Origin of the sequence: Pectobacterium atrosepticum (assembly GCF_000740965.1) — a bacterium.
Lineage (GTDB): Bacteria > Pseudomonadota > Gammaproteobacteria > Enterobacterales > Enterobacteriaceae > Pectobacterium > Pectobacterium atrosepticum.
Map to the genome: position 1 here is coordinate 3,261,041 of NZ_CP009125.1, position 20,100 is coordinate 3,281,140.

Sequence of the window (20,100 nt, forward strand, 5' to 3'; positions counted from 1 at the left end):
GGCGCTTAACCTACTTTTTTCAATTCATTGACCGTTATCGGTACATGCTGGCTCAATAACGCCTTCAGTTCAGGGATACAGGAACCGCAGTTGGTGCCGCATTTCAGTGCGCCGCCTAATGCCGCCACGCTGTGGCACCCTTTACGAATGGCGCCGACAATGATCGCTTCACCGACGCTATAGCAACTGCAAATCGTGGCTCCCTGTTTCACCTGCCCTTGCGGTGCCTGACCTGCCAGCAGAGCATGGCGCTCGTGTGGCAACAGTGGTGGCGTGATAAACGCCTGACGTACCGCATCGCTATCAATACGAAGCGCCTGCGCACTGACATAGCAGGCCAAGGCCACGCGGCCCTCGCGCCAGCCAATCAGATGAAATATGCCTTTGCCCTGCGCAATCTGACATTGCATATTTTCCAACCCATAGTGTTCAGCCAGCCATGCCTGCCAGTCGTCTACTGACGTTCGGTCGGCAAACAGATACTGCGTCACGCCCTCATGAGGGATCTTGCTCCAATAGGTCGCAGGCGGAGGCAGAACATCATGCTCTGCGGGTAACGCTAATGGTGATGACATCGGTTCGTCGGCAAAGAATAGCGTGGCCTGCCAGGCGGTATGCCACGGCTGGATACGCACCCGACTATGCTTGCTTTCCGGCTGGCCGGAATAAGAATCGGTAATTGGGGCAACTAAACTGTCGACCCGCGCCTGAGCGCTGAACTGCTGATTCCAGTGCATCGGTACAAACACGCTACCGCGCGCTTGCCCAGCATCGAGTCGCGCCCGCGCCAGCATCCAACCGTGTACTGACGACAGGCGCACCAGATCGCCCGCCTGAATATCATGCGTCTGTGCATCCTGTGGGTGCAGCTCGCAGTAAGGTTCACTGATATGACGCATCAAACGGGCCGCTTTACCGGTACGCGTCATGGTGTGCCACTGATCGCGAATGCGTCCAGTATTCAGCACCATCGGATATGCCACGCTCCACGGGCTTTGCGGCAGCGACGGAGTTACTGCCACCAGATGCGCTTTACCATCGGTATGCCAGAATCGTCCATCGTCACCCAGTCGGGCCCGTCCGTTTGGGAATGCCGCATTCACCGGCCACTGTATCGGTTCCAACTGCTGCCACTGCTCGTTGCTGAGCGTTGCCAGCCCGCTGATATCGAACGCACGGCTGCCGTTATTCTCAAACCCAGACAGCGCAGCGTGTTCACGGAAAATCTCTGCGGGATGCTGATAAGCAAACGCTTCAGCAAATCCCATGCGCTGCGCGACCTGACTCAACATCCACCAGTCGGCTTTGGCTTCCCCCGGCGCAGGCAGAAAGGCACGCTGGCGAGACAATCGGCGTTCGGAATTGGTTACCGTGCCGTCTTTTTCCCCCCAGCCTAATGCGGGGAGTAAAATATCGGCGGTTTCTGCGGTATCGGTATGCCGCATCACCTCGGCGACAATCACCAGCGGGCAGCGCTCCAGCGCCTGTTTCACCCGGTCAGCATCCGGCATCGATACCACCGGATTGGTACCCATAATCCACACGGCTTTAATATCGCCACGTTCAACCGCACGGAACAGATCCACCGCATTCAGGCCGGGCTCTGTCGCCACATTATCGCTTTGCCAGAAACGCCCCACGCGCTCGATATCCTGCGGCGTAAAGCCCATGTGGCTGGCAAGCTGATTGGCTAAACCGCCGACTTCCCGACCGCCCATGGCATTTGGCTGTCCGGTTATCGAAAAAGGGCCTGAACCCGGCACGCCAATTTTGCCGCTCAGCAGATGCGCATTGATGATCGCATTGCACTTATCACTGCCCGAAGACGACTGATTAACGCCCTGCGAATAAAGGGTGACCACCTTTTCGCTGGTGCTGAACAGGTGGTAGAAGCACTCAATATCGGCTTTATCTAACTGACAGAAATCCGCCACCTGCGCCACCGACCATTCTTTCGCTGACTGTAGTGCCGCCTCCACACCGGAAAAACGCTCGGCCAGTTCAGAGAGATCGATGCGTGGGTCTTGTGCAATCCACTGCAACAGGCCGTTAAACAGCCCTGCATCGCTGCCGGGTTGCAGCGGTAAATGCAGATCGGCGATATCGCAGGTTGCGGTACGTCGCGGGTCGATCACCACCACCTGCATCTGCGGCCGCTGCTGTTTCGCCTGCGCCAGTCGCTGATACACCACCGGATGCGCCCAGGCGGTATTAGAACCCACCAGTACCACCACATCCGCTTGTTCAATATCTTCATAATTACAGGGAACGGCATCCGCGCCCAATGCGCGCTTGTAGCCAATCACCGCCGATGCCATGCACAGGCGTGAGTTGGTATCCATATTGGCGACGCCAATAAAGCCCTTCATCAGCTTATTGGCGACGTAATAATCTTCCGTCAACAGCTGGCCTGAACCATAAAACGCCACCGACTGCGGGCCGTGCTGCTGCATAGTCGCCATCAACCGTTCGGCCACCGTATCGAGCGCCTGATCCCAACTGACGCGACGCCCTTCCACCAGCGGCCACAGCAGGCGGCCTTTCAGGTCCAGCGTCTCTCCCAGCGCGGAACCTTTTACGCACAGGCGACCAAAGTTAGCCGGATGCGCCGGATCGCCACTGATCTTTACCTCGCCTTGCTCATCGTGTTCTGCCAGCACGCCACAGCCGACGCCACAATACGGGCAGGTTGTCCGACAGACGTGCGCGTTCATGATGCTTTCGCCATGTCGTTGTCTGCCAGACCGACGCTTTCCGGCACGGCCAGCGGTTGACGGCATACCCAGATTTCGTCGTCTTCCACACGCACCGGCCAGGCGCGAACATACAGCGCACGGTCATCCGGGCTGACGCCATCCCGCAGCTTGAAGCGCTTTTTGTACAGCGGAGAAATCACCACGGCTTCACCCGCGACATCACCAATTAACCCACGTGACAGCACATTCGCTCCACTGCCCGGTTCGTGGTTTTCTAACGCGTACACCTGCTGCTCGCTGCCCGGCAGGTGGAACAGTGCGATCTGCTGCTGTCCGAGGCGGGCCGCCATTCCGGCATGACGCGGAATGTCACCCAGCGTTGCTACCTGTACCCATTCCGCTTCATGCGTGGCAGGTTTCAGGACTACCGGCTCTGTCGATACTGATTTTTCATGTTCCTGCGCTGGACGAATCTGCCCACGCTCCGGCACCATCACCACCGCCTCATCCGGGCTATCGCTGTTCAGGAAACCACGGAACAGCGCCAAACGTTCTGGGCTTTCCAGCGTGGTTTGCCATTCGCATTGGTAAGCCTCCACCACGAGCTGCATCTCTTTATCTAACTCTTCGCCGATATTCAGGCTGTCTTCCAGAATCACCTGGCGCAGATACTCGATACCGCCTTCCAGATTATCCATCCAGGTGCTGGTACGCTGGAGGCGATCGCAGGTGCGGATATAGAACATCAAGACCCGATCGATGGTGCGCAGTAGGGTTTCGGTATCCAGATCGCTGGCAAAAAGATCCGCATGGCGCGGTTTCATACCGCCGTTGCCGCACACGTACAGATTCCAACCTTTGTCCGTGGCAATCACACCAATATCTTTGCTTTGTGCCTCCGCACATTCGCGGGTACAGCCGGAAACCGCCATTTTGACTTTATGCGGCGAGCGCAGCCCCTTATAACGGTGCTCCAGTTGGATCGCCAACCCGGTGGAATCCTGCACGCCATAGCGACACCAGGTCGATCCCACGCAGGACTTCACCGTACGTAGTGATTTTCCGTAGGCATGACCAGTTTCAAACCCAGCGTCGATCAGCTCACGCCAGATTTCCGGAAGCTGTTCCAATCGCGCCCCGAATAAATCCACCCGCTGGCCGCCGGTAATCTTGGTGTACAGGTTATAGCGCTGCGCGACCTGACCGATGGCGATCAGCCCTGCCGGGGTGATCTCTCCTGCCGGAACGCGTGGCACGACGGAATAGGTGCCATCTTTCTGGATATTGGCAAAGAAACGATCGTTGGTATCCTGCAACGGCAGGTGCTGCGGTTGCAGCAGATAGTCATTCCAGCAAGACGCCAGCATCGACCCCACCAGCGGCTTACAGACTTCACAACCTAAACCATGCCCGTAACGCTCAAGAAGACCGTCGAACGAGCGAATCTCATGCACGCGGATCAGGTGATACAGTTCCTGACGCGAATAGGCGAAGTGCTCGCAAATGTCCTTCTTCACTTCGACGCCCAGCTGCGTCAGTTCGTACTCCATCACCTGTTTAAGCAGCGGCACACAGCCGCCGCAGCCCGTCCCCGCCTTGGTGCAGGTTTTCAGCGCACCCAGTTCACCGCAACCACCCGCCACTGCAGCGGAGATGTCGCCTTTGCTGACGTTATGGCAGGAACAGATCTGTGCGCTAGCCGGCAAGGCCGCCACGCCCAGCCCTTTCGGTGCATCGCCAGAACGCGCCGGTAAAATCAGCCCTTCCGGCTGTTTAGGCAACGGCATGTCGTTGAGCATCATTTGCAGCAGCGTGCTGTAATCACTGCTGTCGCCAATCAGTACCGCACCCAGCAAATGCTTGCCGTCGGCGGAAACGACGATTTTCTTGTAGACCTCGTTCGGGCCATCCGTCCACTGGTAGCTTTGACTTCCTGCCGTGCGCCCGTGCGCATCGCCAATCGACGCAACGTCCACACCCAGCAGCTTCAATTTGGTACTCATATCTGCGCCAGTAAACGGCGTATCGCGCTGCGCTAACGTATCTGCCACGCTACGTGCCATCTGGTAGCCTGGAGCTACCAGCCCAAAAATCTGGCCTTTCCACAGCGCACATTCGCCGATAGCGAAAATCGCGTCGTCGGAAGTTTGGCAACGGTCATCAATCACGATACCGCCACGCGGGCCTTTCTCTAAATCGCAGCTATCCACCAGTTTGTCACGCGGGCGAATGCCAGCGGAAAATAACACTAAGTCGGTTTCCAACACGCTGCCGTCAGCAAAGCAGAGACGATGCAACGCCTGCTCGCCGTCGGTGATTTCACGCGTTTCTTTGCTGACATGAATCTGTACGCCCAGAGCCTCGATCTTGCGACGCAGCATCGAGGCACCGCCGTCATCCAACTGCACCGCCATCAGGCGCGGCGCAAACTCCACGACATGGGTATCCAGCCCCAGTTGACGCAAGGCATTGGCAGCTTCCAGCCCCAGTAAACCACCGCCAATCACCACGCCGGATGTGGCTTTTTTCGCCTGTGCCGCAATCGCATCCAGATCGTCTAATGTGCGATAAACCAGACAGCCAGGGCGCGTATTGCCGGGAATCGGCGGAACAAATGCATAGGACCCCGTCGCCAGCACCAGTTTGTCGTAGGCGGTTTCTCTACCCTGCGCGTCACACACGCACTGACGTTCACGATCGATCGCTACGATCTCGCTGGCGCTACGCAGTTCAATGCCGCTCTCGGCAAAAAAGCCTTCTTTTACCAGTGACAGCGAGGCAGCGCTGCGCCCGGAAAAATACTCAGAAAGATGAACACGGTCGTAGGCTTCATAGCGTTCTTCGCCAAATACCACGATGTGGTAATGCTGGTGCAGGTCACGCTCAACCAACTGTTCAAGAAAATAGTGGCCGACCATACCGTGGCCTACGACCACCAAAATAGGTTTGCTCATGACAGGAATCCTTACAGCCGCAGGCTGTGAGTCAGAATCAGGGGAATAAAGGCCGAAAAGCAGCGCGGCAGGCGGTATCATCTCGCCTTCAGCGGGGCTATCCATCGCGGCTAGCAAGCGCGGGCTGTCGTCAGTGTCGCCATACAACAGGACACCGCTCAGTCGACCGTCACGCAGCAGCAGACGGCGATAGTGCTGCGTCTGCGGATCAAACGTGGTGTACACCTCATCATTCGGAGCAACGTTAATATCGCCGCCGCTGACCACGCCAATTCCCGTGACTTTCAGCCGCGTCGTCGCCTGCTCACGCTGATAGTCTTGCGGTGCATGTCCAGCAAGGCGCTGTGCCACCAACGTGGCATGGGCGAAACATGGGGCCACCAGCCCGAACGTTTCGCCATTGAGTTCGCAGCATTCACCGATCGCGCTGATATGCAGATCGGCGGTTTGCAACTGTCCGTCCACCAGTACGCCACGGTTGCAAGGCAAGCCACACTCGCGAGCCAGTTGGCTGGCAGGCATCACGCCAGCGGTCACCACCACCAGTCCGGCGGGGATCGTGCGACCATCAGCCAGTTCGACTGCCGTTACGCCGTGTGCGTCGCCATGCAACGCAGCAACCTGCACATCCGTCTCGCAGGCAATGCCGCGCGCGCGCAGACTGTCACACAGCAGGTCGCTCGCAGTGGCATCCAGTTGACGTTCCATGAGAATCGGAACGCGATGCAGCAACGTAACGTCAGCACCACGCAGCCTTAGCGCCGCTGCAGCCTCAATACCGAGCAGACCCCCGCCAATCACCACCGCAGGAACGGACTGGCTAATCGTCGCCAACATCAGTTCAACATCATCCAGCGTGCGGAAACCACACACGCCAGCTAGATCGATACCCGGCATCGGCGGCATAAACGGCGTTGAACCCGTCGCCAGCACCAGATGGTCGTAATGCAGTTGCCGTTGTGTCGTCGTCACCTCACGCGCTTGGCGATCGATATGGGTTACCCGCTCGCCCAGCAGATAATTCACTGGCAGTGCCGTATCGTCGTCGATAGCCGCAGGCGTCAGTAAGGTATCCGCAAACGCTTTTTCGCCGCTCAACACGGGCGACAGCAGGATGCGGTTATAGCTGGCGCGCGGTTCATCACCAATCACGGTGATTCGGTAGCACGTCGCGGCCAGTTGCCGCAGCGTATCGACGAATCGCGCGCTCGCCATCCCGTTACCAATCACTATCAGATGCGGTTTCATCATCGTTCCGGCCTCGCTGTCAGGCTGCTTTAGGCTGTTTTTCATATAAGAAATGCAGTACCTGCTGACGGTAATGGTGGTAGCGCGGATCGTCGGCCAGCGCGACGCGTGAACGCGGGCGTTCCAGCTCAACCGTCATGATTTCACCGACCGTCGCCGCCGGGCCGTTGGTCATCATCAGCACGCGATCCGACAGCAGCACTGCTTCGTCTACGTCGTGGGTAATCAGCACAATCGTGGTTTGCAAACGCTGCTGAATTTCCATCACCGCATCCTGAAGGTGCGCGCGGGTCAGCGCATCCAGTGCGCCAAACGGTTCATCCATCAGCAGCACTTTCGGCTTCATTGCCAATGCACGGGCGATGCCTACACGCTGCTTCATCCCGCCGGAAATCTCATTCGGTCGCTTGTTCAGCGCGTGCCCCATGTGCACCAGTTCCAGATTGTGGACAATCCATTCGTGCATCTCGTGCTTGTTCATCTGCCCGCGAAACACCTGCCGTACCGCCAGCGCCACGTTTTCATAGGTAGTCAGCCACGGCAGCAGCGAATGGTTCTGAAAGACCACGCCGCGCTCCGGTCCCGGCCCGTCAATTTCACGGTTGTCGCACAGCAGGCCGCCGCTGCTCGGCAGCGTCAGACCGGCAATCAGATTCAATAACGTGGATTTCCCGCAGCCGGAATGACCGATCAGGCTGACCGTTTCACCGGTATGAATATCAAAACTCACCTGATCCAGCGCCAAAAACTCACCGCTGGCAGTATTGAAACGCTGGCTCACCTTTTGCACTTGAATAATCGGGGTTGTACGCATCGTCGACTCCTTAGTGGTTGTCATAGCTGAAACGGTTAGCAATCCACACCAGCCCCTGCTCAAGCAGCAGACCAATAACGCCAATCACCACGATGGCGATGATGATGTTTTCCACATTCAGGTTGTTCCACTCATTCCAAATCCAGAAACCAATCCCCACACCACCGGTCAGCATCTCTGCCGCCACAATCACCAGCCAGGCGATACCAATCGACAGGCGCACGCCGGTCAACACGTTAGGCAACACCGCAGGCAGCAGAATTTTGCGCATGATGGTGAATTCGGAGAGTTTCAGTACCCGCGCCACATTCAGGTAATCCTGCGGGATACGGCGCACGCCTTCGGCGGTATTGAGGATCATCGGCCAAATGGAACAGATGAAAATAGTCCAACTGGATGCCGGTTCCGCACGCTGGAACAGCAGCAGGCCGATAGGCAACCATGCCAACGGGCTAACCGGGCGCAGCAGTGAAATAATCGGGTTGAGCATGTTGGCCAGAAAGGTAAAACGACCAATCAGGAAGCCAGCGGGTATGCCAACCAGCGCCGCCAGCCCGAAACCGATACCCACGCGTTGCAGCGAGGCCAATACGTTCCAGCCGATGCCCTGATCGTTCGGCCCTGCGATGTAAAACGGATCGGCAAAGAGGCTGAGCGCCGCGAGCCAGGTCGTCCACGGCGTTGGGAAGTTTTCGCTGTTAAGCGCAGCAATTTGCCAGACGGCAATCAGCAGCCCCAGCCCCAGTACCGCGGGGAAAAGTTGCTGAAACAGCTTACGCAGCAGCGGGCGGTAGGCGAACGCGGGAGCCGCCGGCGCTTTCTCAGGCGTCGCTGGTTTGGTTGGCAGCGGCATAATGTCGGCACTGTGTACAGTTTCCGGGGCGTTATCTGCGGTAATTGGAATGACCTGGGCCTGGTTTTTCATCATCAACCTCACTTATTTCTTCACGCTAAAACTGTTGGCATAACCCGCCGGATCGCTACCGTCCCAGCGACGACCGTCGATGAGCACGCTGCTGCGCATATCGCCGCTGGGCAAGGGCACATTCCCTACGGCATCGGCTGCCTGCTTGTAGATATCAATACGGTTAACCTGCTTCGCGACGGCCAGATAGTCCGGATCTTCGGTGAGCAAGCCCCAGCGTTTATGTTGGGTGAGGAACCACATTCCGTCGGACAGGTACGGGTAGTTCACGGAACCGTCGTGGTAGAAACGCATTGCGTGTTCGTCTTTCCAGCTTTTCCCCAGTCCGTTTTCGTACTGGCCCAGCATGCGTCCGACGATGGTTTCTTCTTTGGCATTGATGTACGCCCGTCCTGCAACGACGCCGGCCGTTTCGCGGCGGTTGTCGTCCGAGGCATCAATCCAGCGCGAGGCATCGAGAATCGCGGCGGTCAGCGCGCGGGCGCTATGCGGGTTGGCATTTACCCAGTCAGCGCGGGTACCCAGCACTTTTTCCGGGTGATCCGGCCAAATGTCTTGCGAGGTAGCAGCGGTAAAACCGATTTTTTCGCTGATGGCACGCTGGTTCCACGGCTCACCGACGCAGTAGCCGACCATATTGCCAATCTTCATGTTCATCACCATCTGCGGCGGCGGCACCACCACGGTGCGCACGTCGTTCAGCGGGTGAATTCCGGCGGAAGCCAGCCAGTAATAGAGCCACATGGCGTGCGTACCAGTTGGGAAGGTTTGCGCGAAGGTATAAGTGCCAGCCGGACTGGCGGCGATATATTTTTGCAGCGCGGCGAGATCCGTGACGTTGGCTTCACGCAGCTGGTTTGCCAACGTGATCCCTTGTCCGTTCTGGTTGAGCGTCATCAGCGCTGCCATATTACTCTGCGCCCCGGACAGCCCCATTTGCAGACCGTACAACTGCCCATAAAGAATGTGGGCCGCATCCAGTTCTCCCGACACCAGCTTGTCGCGCACCGCAGCCCAACTGGCTTCTTTGCTGGGAACGAGGGTGATGCCGTATTTCTTATCGAAGCCTTTCACTGCGGCCATCACGACCGAGGCGCAGTCCGTCAACGGGATGAACCCAACCCGGATTTCCTTTTTCTCCGGCGCGTCGGAACCCGCAGCCCAGGCGCTATTCATCAACCCCGGCAGCATCAGGCTGCTTCCCAGTGCGGCGCTCCCCAACAGAAATTGGCGGCGAGAGACGGTTATGCTCTTGGTTTTGGAATCACTCATCAACGACACCCTTGCGCAAAATGCCTTTTCAGGCGGTAAAAACAAAAACGGCGTCCACAAGCCCATGCAGAATCTGCACGCTTATGGACGCCGTTGTCCGATTAACACCTTCCGCACCGCCATTGGCCCGAAACGCATTATGAATGTTTGGTTGTTGCTAATGAGTTAAAGCAAGGTTTGTGCCAGCTATCACAGTTTTGCGTACCGTCCCTTCGCAGGGGGCGGTTTATTAATCACATATCTATACAGGTTCAGAGACAGTTTCGTGCGCCATACAGCACCCTTTATCTGCGATACCGTGCACGCGCCCGACGCAGGGCGCTCAAGCGCCGCAGCCCTGCGAACCCTGGCTTCCGGCTAAATTATGCCGCTACGCGGTGCCATCGGTGTTCATGATCGCTAGTCGAGCCGCCAGTGACGCGTTCCCTACGCGGCACTGACTTTCGCGGCATCCATGCCGCTCACTCGGCGGACATGCCCACCGCTGCATAATTTTTACGCCACTTGAAAGTAAGGCACTAATAAATATTGAAATTTATGATTTACGACCACAAAAGAACAGGGGAAGATCGCGGTTTGTCTTTTCTGCCGCGTAAATTACGCTGAGGACAAATCAGTATCCAGGATGAGCAGCATGGACGCTGCGAAAGTGGCTGCCGCGCCGGGAGCGCGTCAGCCACGGTCCGTCAGGTGACTGATTTTCCGAAGGAACCGCGCAGCGGCGTAATTTCCCGCGAAAAAGCCTCGGGTCACGGGGCAGCGGCGACTGAGCGCCCCGTGTCGTGCGTGTGCTACGACGTAGCATAGAAATGGCGATCTTTGTACGCACGAAACCACTTCACACCGTCAATTACTCCGCCATTGACTCCGCGATTTCCTCTTCACAAGACGGAGTCTTGCACCGCCAATAAGCAGAACACGCACAGTTCATGTGCATATACCTCTTAAGGGGTATCTCCAAAAACATCTGCCACCGCGAGCATCGCCATCGCGATTTCAATCAGCTTTTTATTCTGGCTCATCGCCATGCGGCGCAGGGTTTTGTAGGCTTCTTCTTCGCTCAATCCACGGTGCTGCATCAGCAAGCCCTTCGCCCGATCGATCTGTTTTCTTTCATTCAACGTGGCCCGTAATGCTGTCAGTTCATGGTCCAGCGCCTGTAAGCGCCGTGACTGTTGTTGCACCAGCGATAGCAGCGACCGCCCCAGTTGTGGGCTGACGCCGTCGCTATGTAGCCAACCGGGCTGCGCGTTTTGCCCTTCCATGTCGTGACCAGCAATAAATATCGAATAGCCTGGATCGTCATTTTCCTGCTGCGCCATCAGCTCTTCGAGATCCGCCCGCTGATCGCTGCACGCCTTCTCCGCTGCCGCAATACGGGTACGGCAGCGCTGCATCAGCGTCTGCTCCAGTTCATCTTCCATCTGTTTCATTTCGTCAATGCGCCGTGTGGCAACCGAAAACCAGTGCAGGCTATCGGCTTCAGATAGTTTTTCTATCGGGCTTCGGGTACACACAATGCGGCGCAGACGTTCAAACTCGCTGTCTGCCTCGATAGCACGCCAGCGCTGCTGGCTTTCTTCATCGCTAAAATTCAAGAAGGTATCGAAGCAGCGCTCTTGCCGCTCGATCAAATCCAGCAGTTTTTGCCGAGTGTCCTCATCGACACTGCCTGCCGCATAAGCCGCCGCGCCGACAGCACGCTCCTGCCCTGCCAGCTCTTTGCCCTGCATAAAACTGAACATGGCAATCAACGCGCGGGAAATTCCCGGATCGGCCGCCGTGTCCGACACTTCAAAAACCAGAGCCAGCAGGTTACGGATAATGTCGTTAAAGAATGTCATCGCCTGAGGCTGAGGCAGCAAACGCTGGCGAATCTGCTGGCGCAATGCGGGCAGCAGACTCAGCGCATAGACCACGCTGGCGACGCGACTGAATAAGCGGCTCGCCTGTGGCAATTCCGCCGTCATTTTTTCTAATCCGGCCAGATGCGTCATCAAATGCGTCTGCGCTGCCTGTACGTCTTTTTCACGTAGCGCCAGTTCGTCGGCGAAAAATCGGCCATCGGAACAAAGAAACAGGTTGGCGGTTCCCCGTTCACGCTGCAATAGATGCACAAGCTGGCTGATCTTTCCCACCAGTTCACCACTTTGCAGCAGGTAGCGCAGGCTGTTTAGCTCACACTGGCGCGAGGCGAGTAAAAATCGAATTGTTGTTGAAGGCTCCGCCACCATCGCTATCTCTCCTGAAAAAAACCACTGTCAGAAAGATGCAATTAATGCGCCATTTGCACTAATTCGCATTTGGTAGGAAGCAAGAGCATGTTGTCCGCACAGCCACCGCCGCTTCTATGTGCTTTTCACTTTAATTTTTAAACTCCGTTGCTAAACCCCCGCCATCCCAAACGGTACTCTCTTCATCGTTACTAAAACGGTTTTATAGCCATAGCACGATACTGGCACTCGCGCGGAAACAGAAAGAACCGCAGCAAAAGTCGCATCGCAGCTATGCCACAGTCCACAGGAGCGTATGAACATGGCGAATTTATCTGAACAAGAAAACTGGATTGATGGGATTTATCAGCTTGAAACATCGGATCCGGTTGTCGCGGGCCCAGGGGGAATATCCAATCGTCAGGCGGAACAGTTGGCCAACCGCACGGCTTACCTGAAAAAAGTGCAGGAAACGACTGGCGATAGTTTGCAAAAACATCTCTCAGCCAGCGATCCGCATTCGCAATATGCCCCCAAAATCAGCCCAGCGCTGATGGGAACGCCTACCGCACCAACGACAGCCCAGACGGCAAACAATACGCAAATTGCCACCACGGCATTTGTGAAATCAGCCATTGCCGCACTGATCAATGGTTCTCCGGCGGCGTTGGATACGCTGCAAGAGTTAGCGAATGCATTAGGCAACGATCCGCACTTCAGCACAACTCTATTGAATGCGATTGCTGATGTGAAAACTGACTCGACCAATAAGCTAAATGCCCATGCTTCCATTCTTGATGCGCATCCCCAGTATGCCCCTAAAGCTAGCCCTGCACTCACGGGAACACCCACAGCACCAACGGCTGCCTCAGGTTCTAACGACATGCAACTGGCTACAACAGCCTTTGTGAAAACCGCCGTGGCAGCATTGGTAAATGGCTCGCCTGCTGCACTCGATACGTTGCAAGAGTTGGCGAACGCTTTGGGGAATGATCCGAACTTCAGCACAACGGTGTTGAATGCACTGGCAGGGAAGCTGGCAAAAAATCAGAACGGCGCGGATATTCCTGATAAATCGCAGTTTCGACAAAACATCGGGCTTAATGCATTGTTTGGGGCGTCGCTAAACACTGGAATTATTAATGATTGCAATCTCATTGATGCAGGTGAAACAGCATTGTGTTCTGCTAATGCTGAAAACGGTCCAGGTTTTTATGCAATCGTGTTCAGCGCATACGGACATACTAATCAGTACATTATTCAAATTGCTTGCGCGTATGGCGGTAGCCAGTTTGCATACAGAGCGCGAAATGGAGATGTGAATCAGTGGACAGCATGGTCGCGCTCATGGAATTCATCAAATCTAAATCCCATGACCACAGATACAGCACAAACAATAACCGCGGCAAAAACATTTAAACAAAATTGGGAGTCGTTAGCTGTAATAAACGAAGGGTTAGGTGAACCAGGGTATTTGATTGGTAAGGATTTCGACGGTTCGGCGCGATGGACATTTGGCTATCAAGATATTGCAACGGATCGGCTGACAATCAGAAATAATAAAAAAAACAGCGCGATTGATCTGGATGAAAACGGCTCCGTTCGTGTTTTTACGCCAGATAATCAACCGTTCACAATAAATGGCATGGTGGCATATCATCGCGGAAACCTAACCTCGGCGACCATTGGCGCACTGCCAACCTCTGAACTAGCGGGTATCCCACTGCCGTTCCCCGGCGCTGTCGCACCCGCTGGCTATCTGAAATGCAACGGCCAGCAGTTCGATACAGCACAATTCCCTGTTTTAGCGTCCCGTTACCCTAGCGGTTTCCTGCCTGATTTGCGCGGCGAGTTCGTGCGCGGCTGGGATGACGGGCGTGGGATTGATACTGTGCGTGCATTGATGTCGGCGCAGGGTGATGCGATCAGGAATATTGTTGGTTCATTATTTTATGGTTATGACGCAGATGTACCTGTACTGAACACAAACTCGTCGTCAGGCGCGTTGTATTACGAAATGAGCACTGCATTACGTGATACAGAAAGTTTGCTTTCATTAGTCACGGATTCAGTAGCGAACAACTGGTATCCGGCAAAATTAGACGCATCACGCGTCGTCCCAACAGCAACCGAAAACCGTCCACGCAATATCGCCTTTAACTACATCGTGAGAGCAGCATAATGAGCAACTATTCAACACAAATTAAAAACGCAGAACTGAACGAACGCGGCTTGGCAATCAACACAGGCTGGATTACGGTTTATCACGTCAATCCCGCAACGCGGGAATATCAGAGCGCCAGCTATGAGTATGTTATGCAAGGTGTCGGTCTTCCTGCCGATAGCTATGCCGACGAGCCTGACCTGCCGCCAGTTGGACAAGCCCTGCGCCGTTCCGCTGATGGCAAATCGTGGGAACAGGTACCAGATTACCGCGGCCAGGCAGTTTACAGCACAGAAACACGCCAGCCGCAGACAGTTATGCAATTCGGCGTTCTGCCTGAAAACATGACGTTTCTGGCTCCGGTAACCGAGTTTGATGAGTGGGATGGAACGACGTGGGTGACAAACCAGAAGGCACAACAACTCGCCGCGACCAAAAGCCTACAGCAGGAACTGGCGGCACGGCGCGCGACGGCAAATACCCGAATTACCGAGCTGAGCTACGCGGTGGATTTAGCCATTGCCACGAATGAAGAGCAACAGCCATTCATTATAAAATAAAATGTGCCGTATTTAACGTACGGCCATTTCAGTCTCAATAGACAAGATGCTCTGATAGTTCCCCATTATTATTTATCAAAAAATGTAAAATTAAATAAAAAATGAAACTGTTATATTTATCAATTACAAATCTGTACTAATTAAATTAACACTTCACTTTAACACCAACCAAAATAAAGAATAAAAAACCAATAAGTTAAAAAAATAAGAATTAAGATCCTAAAATTTAAATAAATAAAAACATAAAACCAAAATGACAGCATTAAAGATAAAAACGCCAAATCAACAAACTGTACTATTTATCCTCTCGTTTTTGCACGGTATAATCCCCGCACGTTTCATTCACTATTCATTCTTATCTCACTTCAATCAGTGAAGTTAATTTCCGACGGATGAAAATACCGTCGACGTTAATTTATTCGCATTTATTCATCACTATTTATTCCGGCAAGTATCGGAATAACAGCATTTTCCTGCCTGAAGCTAGGAGCGTAACATGTTTGATGTCGTTGACCTGTCGCGGCTGCAATTTGCCCTGACTGCCATGTACCACTTTCTTTTCGTCCCTCTGACGCTGGGATTGTCTTTCCTGCTGGCCATTATGAACACCACGTATGTGTTAACCGGCAAGCAAATCTACAAGGATATGACCAAATTCTGGGGCAAGCTGTTCGCCATCAATTTTGCACTGGGTGTGGCAACCGGACTGACGCTGGAATTTCAGTTCGGCACCAACTGGTCTTACTATTCTCACTACGTGGGCGACATTTTTGGTGCACCGCTGGCGATGGAAGGGCTGATGGCGTTCTTCCTGGAATCCACGCTGGTCGGCCTGTTCTTTTTCGGCTGGGATCGCCTGACCAAAGTCCAGCATATGATGGTGACCTGGTTCGTCGCACTAGGCTCCAACTTCTCCGCCTTGTGGATTTTGGTCGCCAACGGCTGGATGCAAAACCCGATTGCCGCCGAATTCAATTACGAAACCATGCGCATGGAAATGCTGAGCTTCGCCGAACTGGTGCTGAACCCCGTCGCACAGGTGAAATTCGTACACACCGTGGCAGCAGGCTACACCGCGGGTGCGATGTTCGTGTTGGGGATCAGTTCTTACTATCTGTTGAGAGGCCGCGATATCGCGTTTGCCAAGCGCTCGTTCGCCATTGCCGCCAGTTTCGGTCTGGCCTCAGTGCTGTCCGTCATCGTGTTAGGTGATGAATCCGGCTATGTGATGGGCGATGTGCAGAAAACCAAGCTGGCAGCGATTGAAGCCGAATGGGAAACGCAGCCCGCCCCCGCCTCTTTCACGCTGTTCTCCATTCCTAATCAGGAGACGATGCAAAACGATTACGCCATCCATGTTCCTTACCTGCTGGGATTAATTGCTACCCGTTCGCTCGACAAACCCGTCGTCGGCATTAAAGACCTGATGGCGCAACATCAGATACGTATTCGTAACGGTATGACGGCCTACGGTCTGTTGGAGGAGCTGCGCTCAGGCAACACCGATCCCACCGTTCGCGCACAATTTGAGGCTGCCAAGCACGATCTTGGCTACGGCATGCTGCTTAAGCGCTATACCGATGACGTCGCCAACGCCAGTGAAAATCAGATTCAGCAGGCAACAAAAGACTCGATTCCTCGCGTCGCACCACTGTATATCGCATTTCGCCTGATGGTGGGCTGTGGCGTGCTGATGCTCGCTATTTTTGCCCTGTCGTTCTGGAGCGTCATACGCGGCCGCATGGGACAGCGTAAATGGCTGCACCGCGTGGCGCTGTACGGTATTCCCCTGCCCTGGATCGCAATTGAATCCGGCTGGTTTATCGCTGAATACGGTCGTCAACCGTGGGCGGTCGCCGAGGTCCTGCCTACCGCCGTTGCCAACTCGTCTCTGGAAGCACACGATATTCTGCTGTCGATGGGGCTGATTTGCGGGCTGTATACGCTGTTTCTGGTCGCAGAACTGTATCTGATGTTCAAGTTTTCCCGGCTGGGGCCAAGCAGCCTGAAAACCGGCCGCTACCATTTTGAACAGCCGACAACACCGCCACTCGCCACATCTGCAAAACCTTAACGGGAGCCACAATAATGCTGGATTATGAAACATTACGTCTGATTTGGTGGGGATTGATTGGCCTGCTGTTCATCGGCTTCGCCATCACTGATGGTTTTGATATGGGCGTCGGCATTCTGCTGCGCCTACTGGGAAAAAGCGATACCGAACGGCGGGTGATGATTAACGTAATTGCCCCACACTGGGACGGCAATCAGGTCTGGCTGATCACCGCTGCGGGCGCGCTGTTTGCCGCCTGGCCGATGGTCTATGCAGCTGCCTTTTCCGGTTTCTATTTCGCTATGATTTTAGTCTTGGCCGCCCTGTTTTTCCGCCCGGTTGGCTTTGATTACCGCTCAAAACTGGAAAATCGCCGCTGGCGTAATATGTGGGACTGGGGCATTTTTATCGGCAGCTTCGTCCCCACGCTGGTGTTTGGTATAGCACTCGGGAACCTGTTGCAGGGCGTGCCATTGAGCGTGGATATGTATTTGCGCCCCACCTACCACGGTGGATTCTTTGGCCTGCTGAATCCGTTCGGGTTGCTGGCGGGATTAGTGAGTGTCGCCATGATCGTTTCCCACGGCGCGATTTACCTGCAAATGCGCACCACCGATGCACTTCAGCGTCGCGCGCAAAAAACCGTACTGATCGCCAGCGTACTGATGAGCATCACCTTCTTACTGGCTGGCCTCTGGGTACTAACCGGAATCGACGGCTATGTGATTACCTCCGCGCTGGATAAAGCAGCACCGTCCAACCCATTGAAAAAAGAAGTGGTCCAACAGGCTGGAGCCTGGTTAACCAACTTTACGGCGTATCCCGTGTTATGGACGATCCCAGCTCTGGGTGTAGTCCTGCCGTGGTTCACGAGTCTCTTCTCACGCGTGAACCGCTGCGGCTGGGGCTTTCTGACATCGTCACTGACGATTGTCTGCGTGATTCTGACCGCGGGGATTACGCTATTCCCCTTCGTGATGCCTTCCAGTTTTGATCCCAATGTTAGCCTGACCATCTGGGATGCCACCTCTAGCCAGCTTACGCTTCAGGTGATGACGATTTTGGCCTGCATTTTTGTCCCCATCATCCTGATCTATACCAGCTGGTGTTATTACAAAATGTTTGGCCGAATCGACGCACGTTACATCGAAGAAAATAAGCATTCCGTTTACTAACGATTTTTGAGGAGAAAGAAGATGTGGTATTTCGCCTGGATACTCGGCACGCTACTGGCCTGTGCATTCGCACTGGTCACCGCATTGGCCGTAGAGAATCATGAAGCGGGGAAAGACGCGTCCTAATAAAACGGCGCGCCGCCATCGCGGTGCTTCATCATGCCGTTCTGATGCAATCATCGCTGATACAATCGGGCAGACGAAATCCGCCGAGGGCGCTAGAATGCAAACGCGGCGCCCAAGCGGATACCTTTTTCAACCTGAAATCAGATGATAACATGACAACACCCAGACAGGACAAAACTCCGTGGTGGAGCCAGGGGAAAACCCCGGACTACCGTTTTTCATTAGCGAATGAACGCACCTTTCTGGCGTGGATCCGCACCGCGCTGGCGTTTCTCGCGGGTGCAGTGGGTATCGATCAATTTACCGTGCATATCGATCCGTTGCTGCGTCAAGGGCTGTCGTTGTTACTGGTCGTCAGTGCGGCGCTGCTGGGCGGCTTGGCCTATCGTCGCTGGGTCAGCAATGAAAAAGCCATGCGGCAGGAAAATGATATGCCGTACACGCCGATGCTGCTGATCGTGACGCTGTTTATCACCCTCATTGCCATTGCTCTCGCCGCCATGATTCTGTTCGGGTAGCGTATGGAGACGACCCGCGATCCGGGGTTACAGTCACAGCGAACCGGCATGGCGTGGTCCCGTACCCTGTTTGTGATGCTGATCAATAGCCTTCTGTGTTTTCGCCTCAGTATGGCAGACGATAGCCGCGCGGTGTTTGCCTGCGCCATGCTGCTCTTATGCGTTTCCGCTCTGATGTCGGTGCTGGCGATTGTGCGTTATCGTTTTAATGCCAGTTGTCAGTTGGTGTTATCGCGCATTAACCACGGACTGATCGTGCTGACATCTGCGTCAATTGTGATCACTGCGTTGGTATTGCTGCTACATTTCAGCGGTGTGTGGCAGAGGTAGGTTTTCTAGACGAAAGGCGGTGAAGCCCAAACGCGCTTCACCGATTAGGTGGACTATTCGATCGAACTTTCAGGGAACAGGAACGGGTTGATACTACTTCGAGAAAAACCTTCTTCCTCCATTTTCACATCCAGTACCAGCGACGCCAGATCGTCGGCGACGGCTTCCACACGGTGATCTTTTTCCTGATATAACAGCTTCACATACGTGCCGCAGTGACCACAGCTTTCCGCTTTAATCGCGGAGTTTTCGCTATCCAGAGACCAGTAATTGAGTTCACTGGACTCTTCACAGTTGCTGCATTTCACCCGCACCATGTGCCATTCGCTTTCGCACAGATTACAGTGCAGATAACGCAGCCCGCTAGATGTGCCTAACTGCACCACGCCAGAGACGGGAATACTGCCACACACGGGGCAGAACTGGCGATGCTCGCCAGGTACGGCGCGCGCTTTACCGGGCAACAGACCTGCCATCTGCGCCCAGAACAGCGACAGTGCCGCCCAGATGAACGGGGCTTTATCGTTGTTTTCGGCACGAAACTCGTGTTGCAGCAGCGCCGTTGCCTGTTCTTCCAGCTCCTGCTCTGACGCTTTTTCCAGATTTTCCAGCGTGGATAACACCTGTCCGCTGGCATCCGGTTTCAATTCTTCGATCAACGCACGCAGTAGCGTATGCCAGTGCGCATCACGCGGGAACACCGCAATATCGAGCGGCGGGCGTTCGCCGGACTGTTTCAGCACATCACTCAAATCAAGGTGCAGCGGATGATCGTGCAACACTTTCTGCTGAGCTTCCACCACACCTGCGGCGAAGGTGAGATAATCCCCCAGCGGGTGGTCTTCAGCTAACTGACGCAGACGCTCCGCGCGACTGCTGTACAGGCTCTTCAGATTAGCAAAAAGCAGCGGAGGGATATGCCCTTCCCGCGTTGATTGTTCATTCTGTTCTAACTGTTCCTGAGGAACAATGCGAATACTCATCAGGGGGATTTTTCCTGTTGTTTACGTTGTCTATCCGATAGATTTCGGGGTGCGGGAAGGCTGCCTGCG

Annotated in this window: 14 protein-coding genes; 7 read left to right on the forward strand and 7 right to left on the reverse strand. The window is 54.8% G+C overall.

The window, feature by feature from the left end:
* Positions 1-5: 5 nt before the first annotated feature.
* From GZ59_RS14440 to GZ59_RS14465, 6 genes are all read right to left on the reverse strand, one after another.
* A complete protein-coding gene (locus GZ59_RS14440; RefSeq protein ID WP_039292731.1) occupies positions 6-2,714 on the reverse strand; it encodes a nitrate reductase in 2,709 nt (902 codons plus the stop codon).
* Entirely contained in the window at positions 2,711-6,898 is a 4,188-nt protein-coding gene (gene nirB, locus GZ59_RS14445; RefSeq protein ID WP_080708300.1) for a nitrite reductase large subunit NirB, read from the reverse strand. The genes GZ59_RS14440 and nirB overlap by 4 nt, the downstream gene beginning before the upstream one ends.
* 19 nt (positions 6,899-6,917) lie before the next feature.
* The gene (locus GZ59_RS14450; protein ID WP_011094523.1) at positions 6,918-7,712 is read right to left on the reverse strand and encodes an ABC transporter ATP-binding protein; all 795 of its coding nucleotides are present in this window, start codon (positions 7,710-7,712) and stop codon (positions 6,918-6,920) included.
* A 10-nt stretch (positions 7,713-7,722) separates the two neighbouring features.
* Positions 7,723-8,637 (reverse strand): nitrate ABC transporter permease, encoded by a 915-nt coding sequence (ntrB, locus tag GZ59_RS14455; RefSeq protein ID WP_039292736.1) that lies wholly within the window; start codon positions 8,635-8,637, stop codon positions 7,723-7,725.
* Between the two features lie 12 nt (positions 8,638-8,649).
* A complete protein-coding gene (locus GZ59_RS14460; RefSeq protein ID WP_039292738.1) occupies positions 8,650-9,909 on the reverse strand; it encodes a CmpA/NrtA family ABC transporter substrate-binding protein in 1,260 nt (419 codons plus the stop codon).
* 944 nt (positions 9,910-10,853) lie between these two features.
* Positions 10,854-12,143 carry a nitrate regulatory protein gene (locus tag GZ59_RS14465; protein WP_011094526.1) on the reverse strand — a complete coding sequence of 430 codons (1,290 nt, stop codon included), beginning with the start codon at positions 12,141-12,143 and terminating at the stop codon, positions 10,854-10,856.
* A gap of 301 nt (positions 12,144-12,444) precedes the next feature.
* Here GZ59_RS14465 and GZ59_RS14470 point away from each other — a divergent pair, with 301 nt between their 5' ends.
* The 7 genes from GZ59_RS14470 to GZ59_RS14495 all read left to right on the forward strand — a co-directional run bounded on the left by GZ59_RS14470 (position 12,445) and on the right by GZ59_RS14495 (position 19,048).
* Entirely contained in the window at positions 12,445-14,304 is a 1,860-nt protein-coding gene (locus GZ59_RS14470) for a phage tail protein (protein WP_039292741.1), read from the forward strand.
* Positions 14,304-14,846 carry a tail fiber assembly protein gene (locus GZ59_RS14475; protein ID WP_011094528.1) on the forward strand — a complete coding sequence of 181 codons (543 nt, stop codon included), beginning with the start codon at positions 14,304-14,306 and terminating at the stop codon, positions 14,844-14,846. Before GZ59_RS14470 ends, GZ59_RS14475 begins: the two co-directional genes overlap by 1 nt.
* A 496-nt stretch (positions 14,847-15,342) precedes the next feature.
* Entirely contained in the window at positions 15,343-16,920 is a 1,578-nt protein-coding gene (cydA, locus tag GZ59_RS14480) for a cytochrome ubiquinol oxidase subunit I (RefSeq protein WP_039292744.1), read from the forward strand.
* Positions 16,921-16,934: 14 nt separating this feature from the next.
* A complete protein-coding gene (gene cydB, locus GZ59_RS14485) occupies positions 16,935-18,074 on the forward strand; it encodes a cytochrome d ubiquinol oxidase subunit II (protein WP_039292747.1) in 1,140 nt (379 codons plus the stop codon).
* A 21-nt stretch (positions 18,075-18,095) separates the two neighbouring features.
* On the forward strand, positions 18,096-18,200 hold the full coding sequence (gene cydX / locus GZ59_RS23035) for a cytochrome bd-I oxidase subunit CydX (RefSeq protein ID WP_010278781.1): 105 nt from the start codon (positions 18,096-18,098) through the stop codon (positions 18,198-18,200).
* A gap of 152 nt (positions 18,201-18,352) precedes the next feature.
* A complete protein-coding gene (locus GZ59_RS14490) occupies positions 18,353-18,718 on the forward strand; it encodes a YidH family protein (protein ID WP_039295131.1) in 366 nt (121 codons plus the stop codon).
* Positions 18,719-18,721: 3 nt separating this feature from the next.
* On the forward strand, positions 18,722-19,048 hold the full coding sequence (locus GZ59_RS14495) for a DUF202 domain-containing protein (RefSeq protein ID WP_039292751.1): 327 nt from the start codon (positions 18,722-18,724) through the stop codon (positions 19,046-19,048).
* Between the two features lie 53 nt (positions 19,049-19,101).
* On the opposite strand, the gene fdhE is transcribed toward GZ59_RS14495, so the two are convergent.
* The gene (gene fdhE, locus GZ59_RS14500) at positions 19,102-20,031 is read right to left on the reverse strand and encodes a formate dehydrogenase accessory protein FdhE (protein WP_011094533.1); all 930 of its coding nucleotides are present in this window, start codon (positions 20,029-20,031) and stop codon (positions 19,102-19,104) included.
* Positions 20,032-20,100 lie beyond the last annotated feature (69 nt).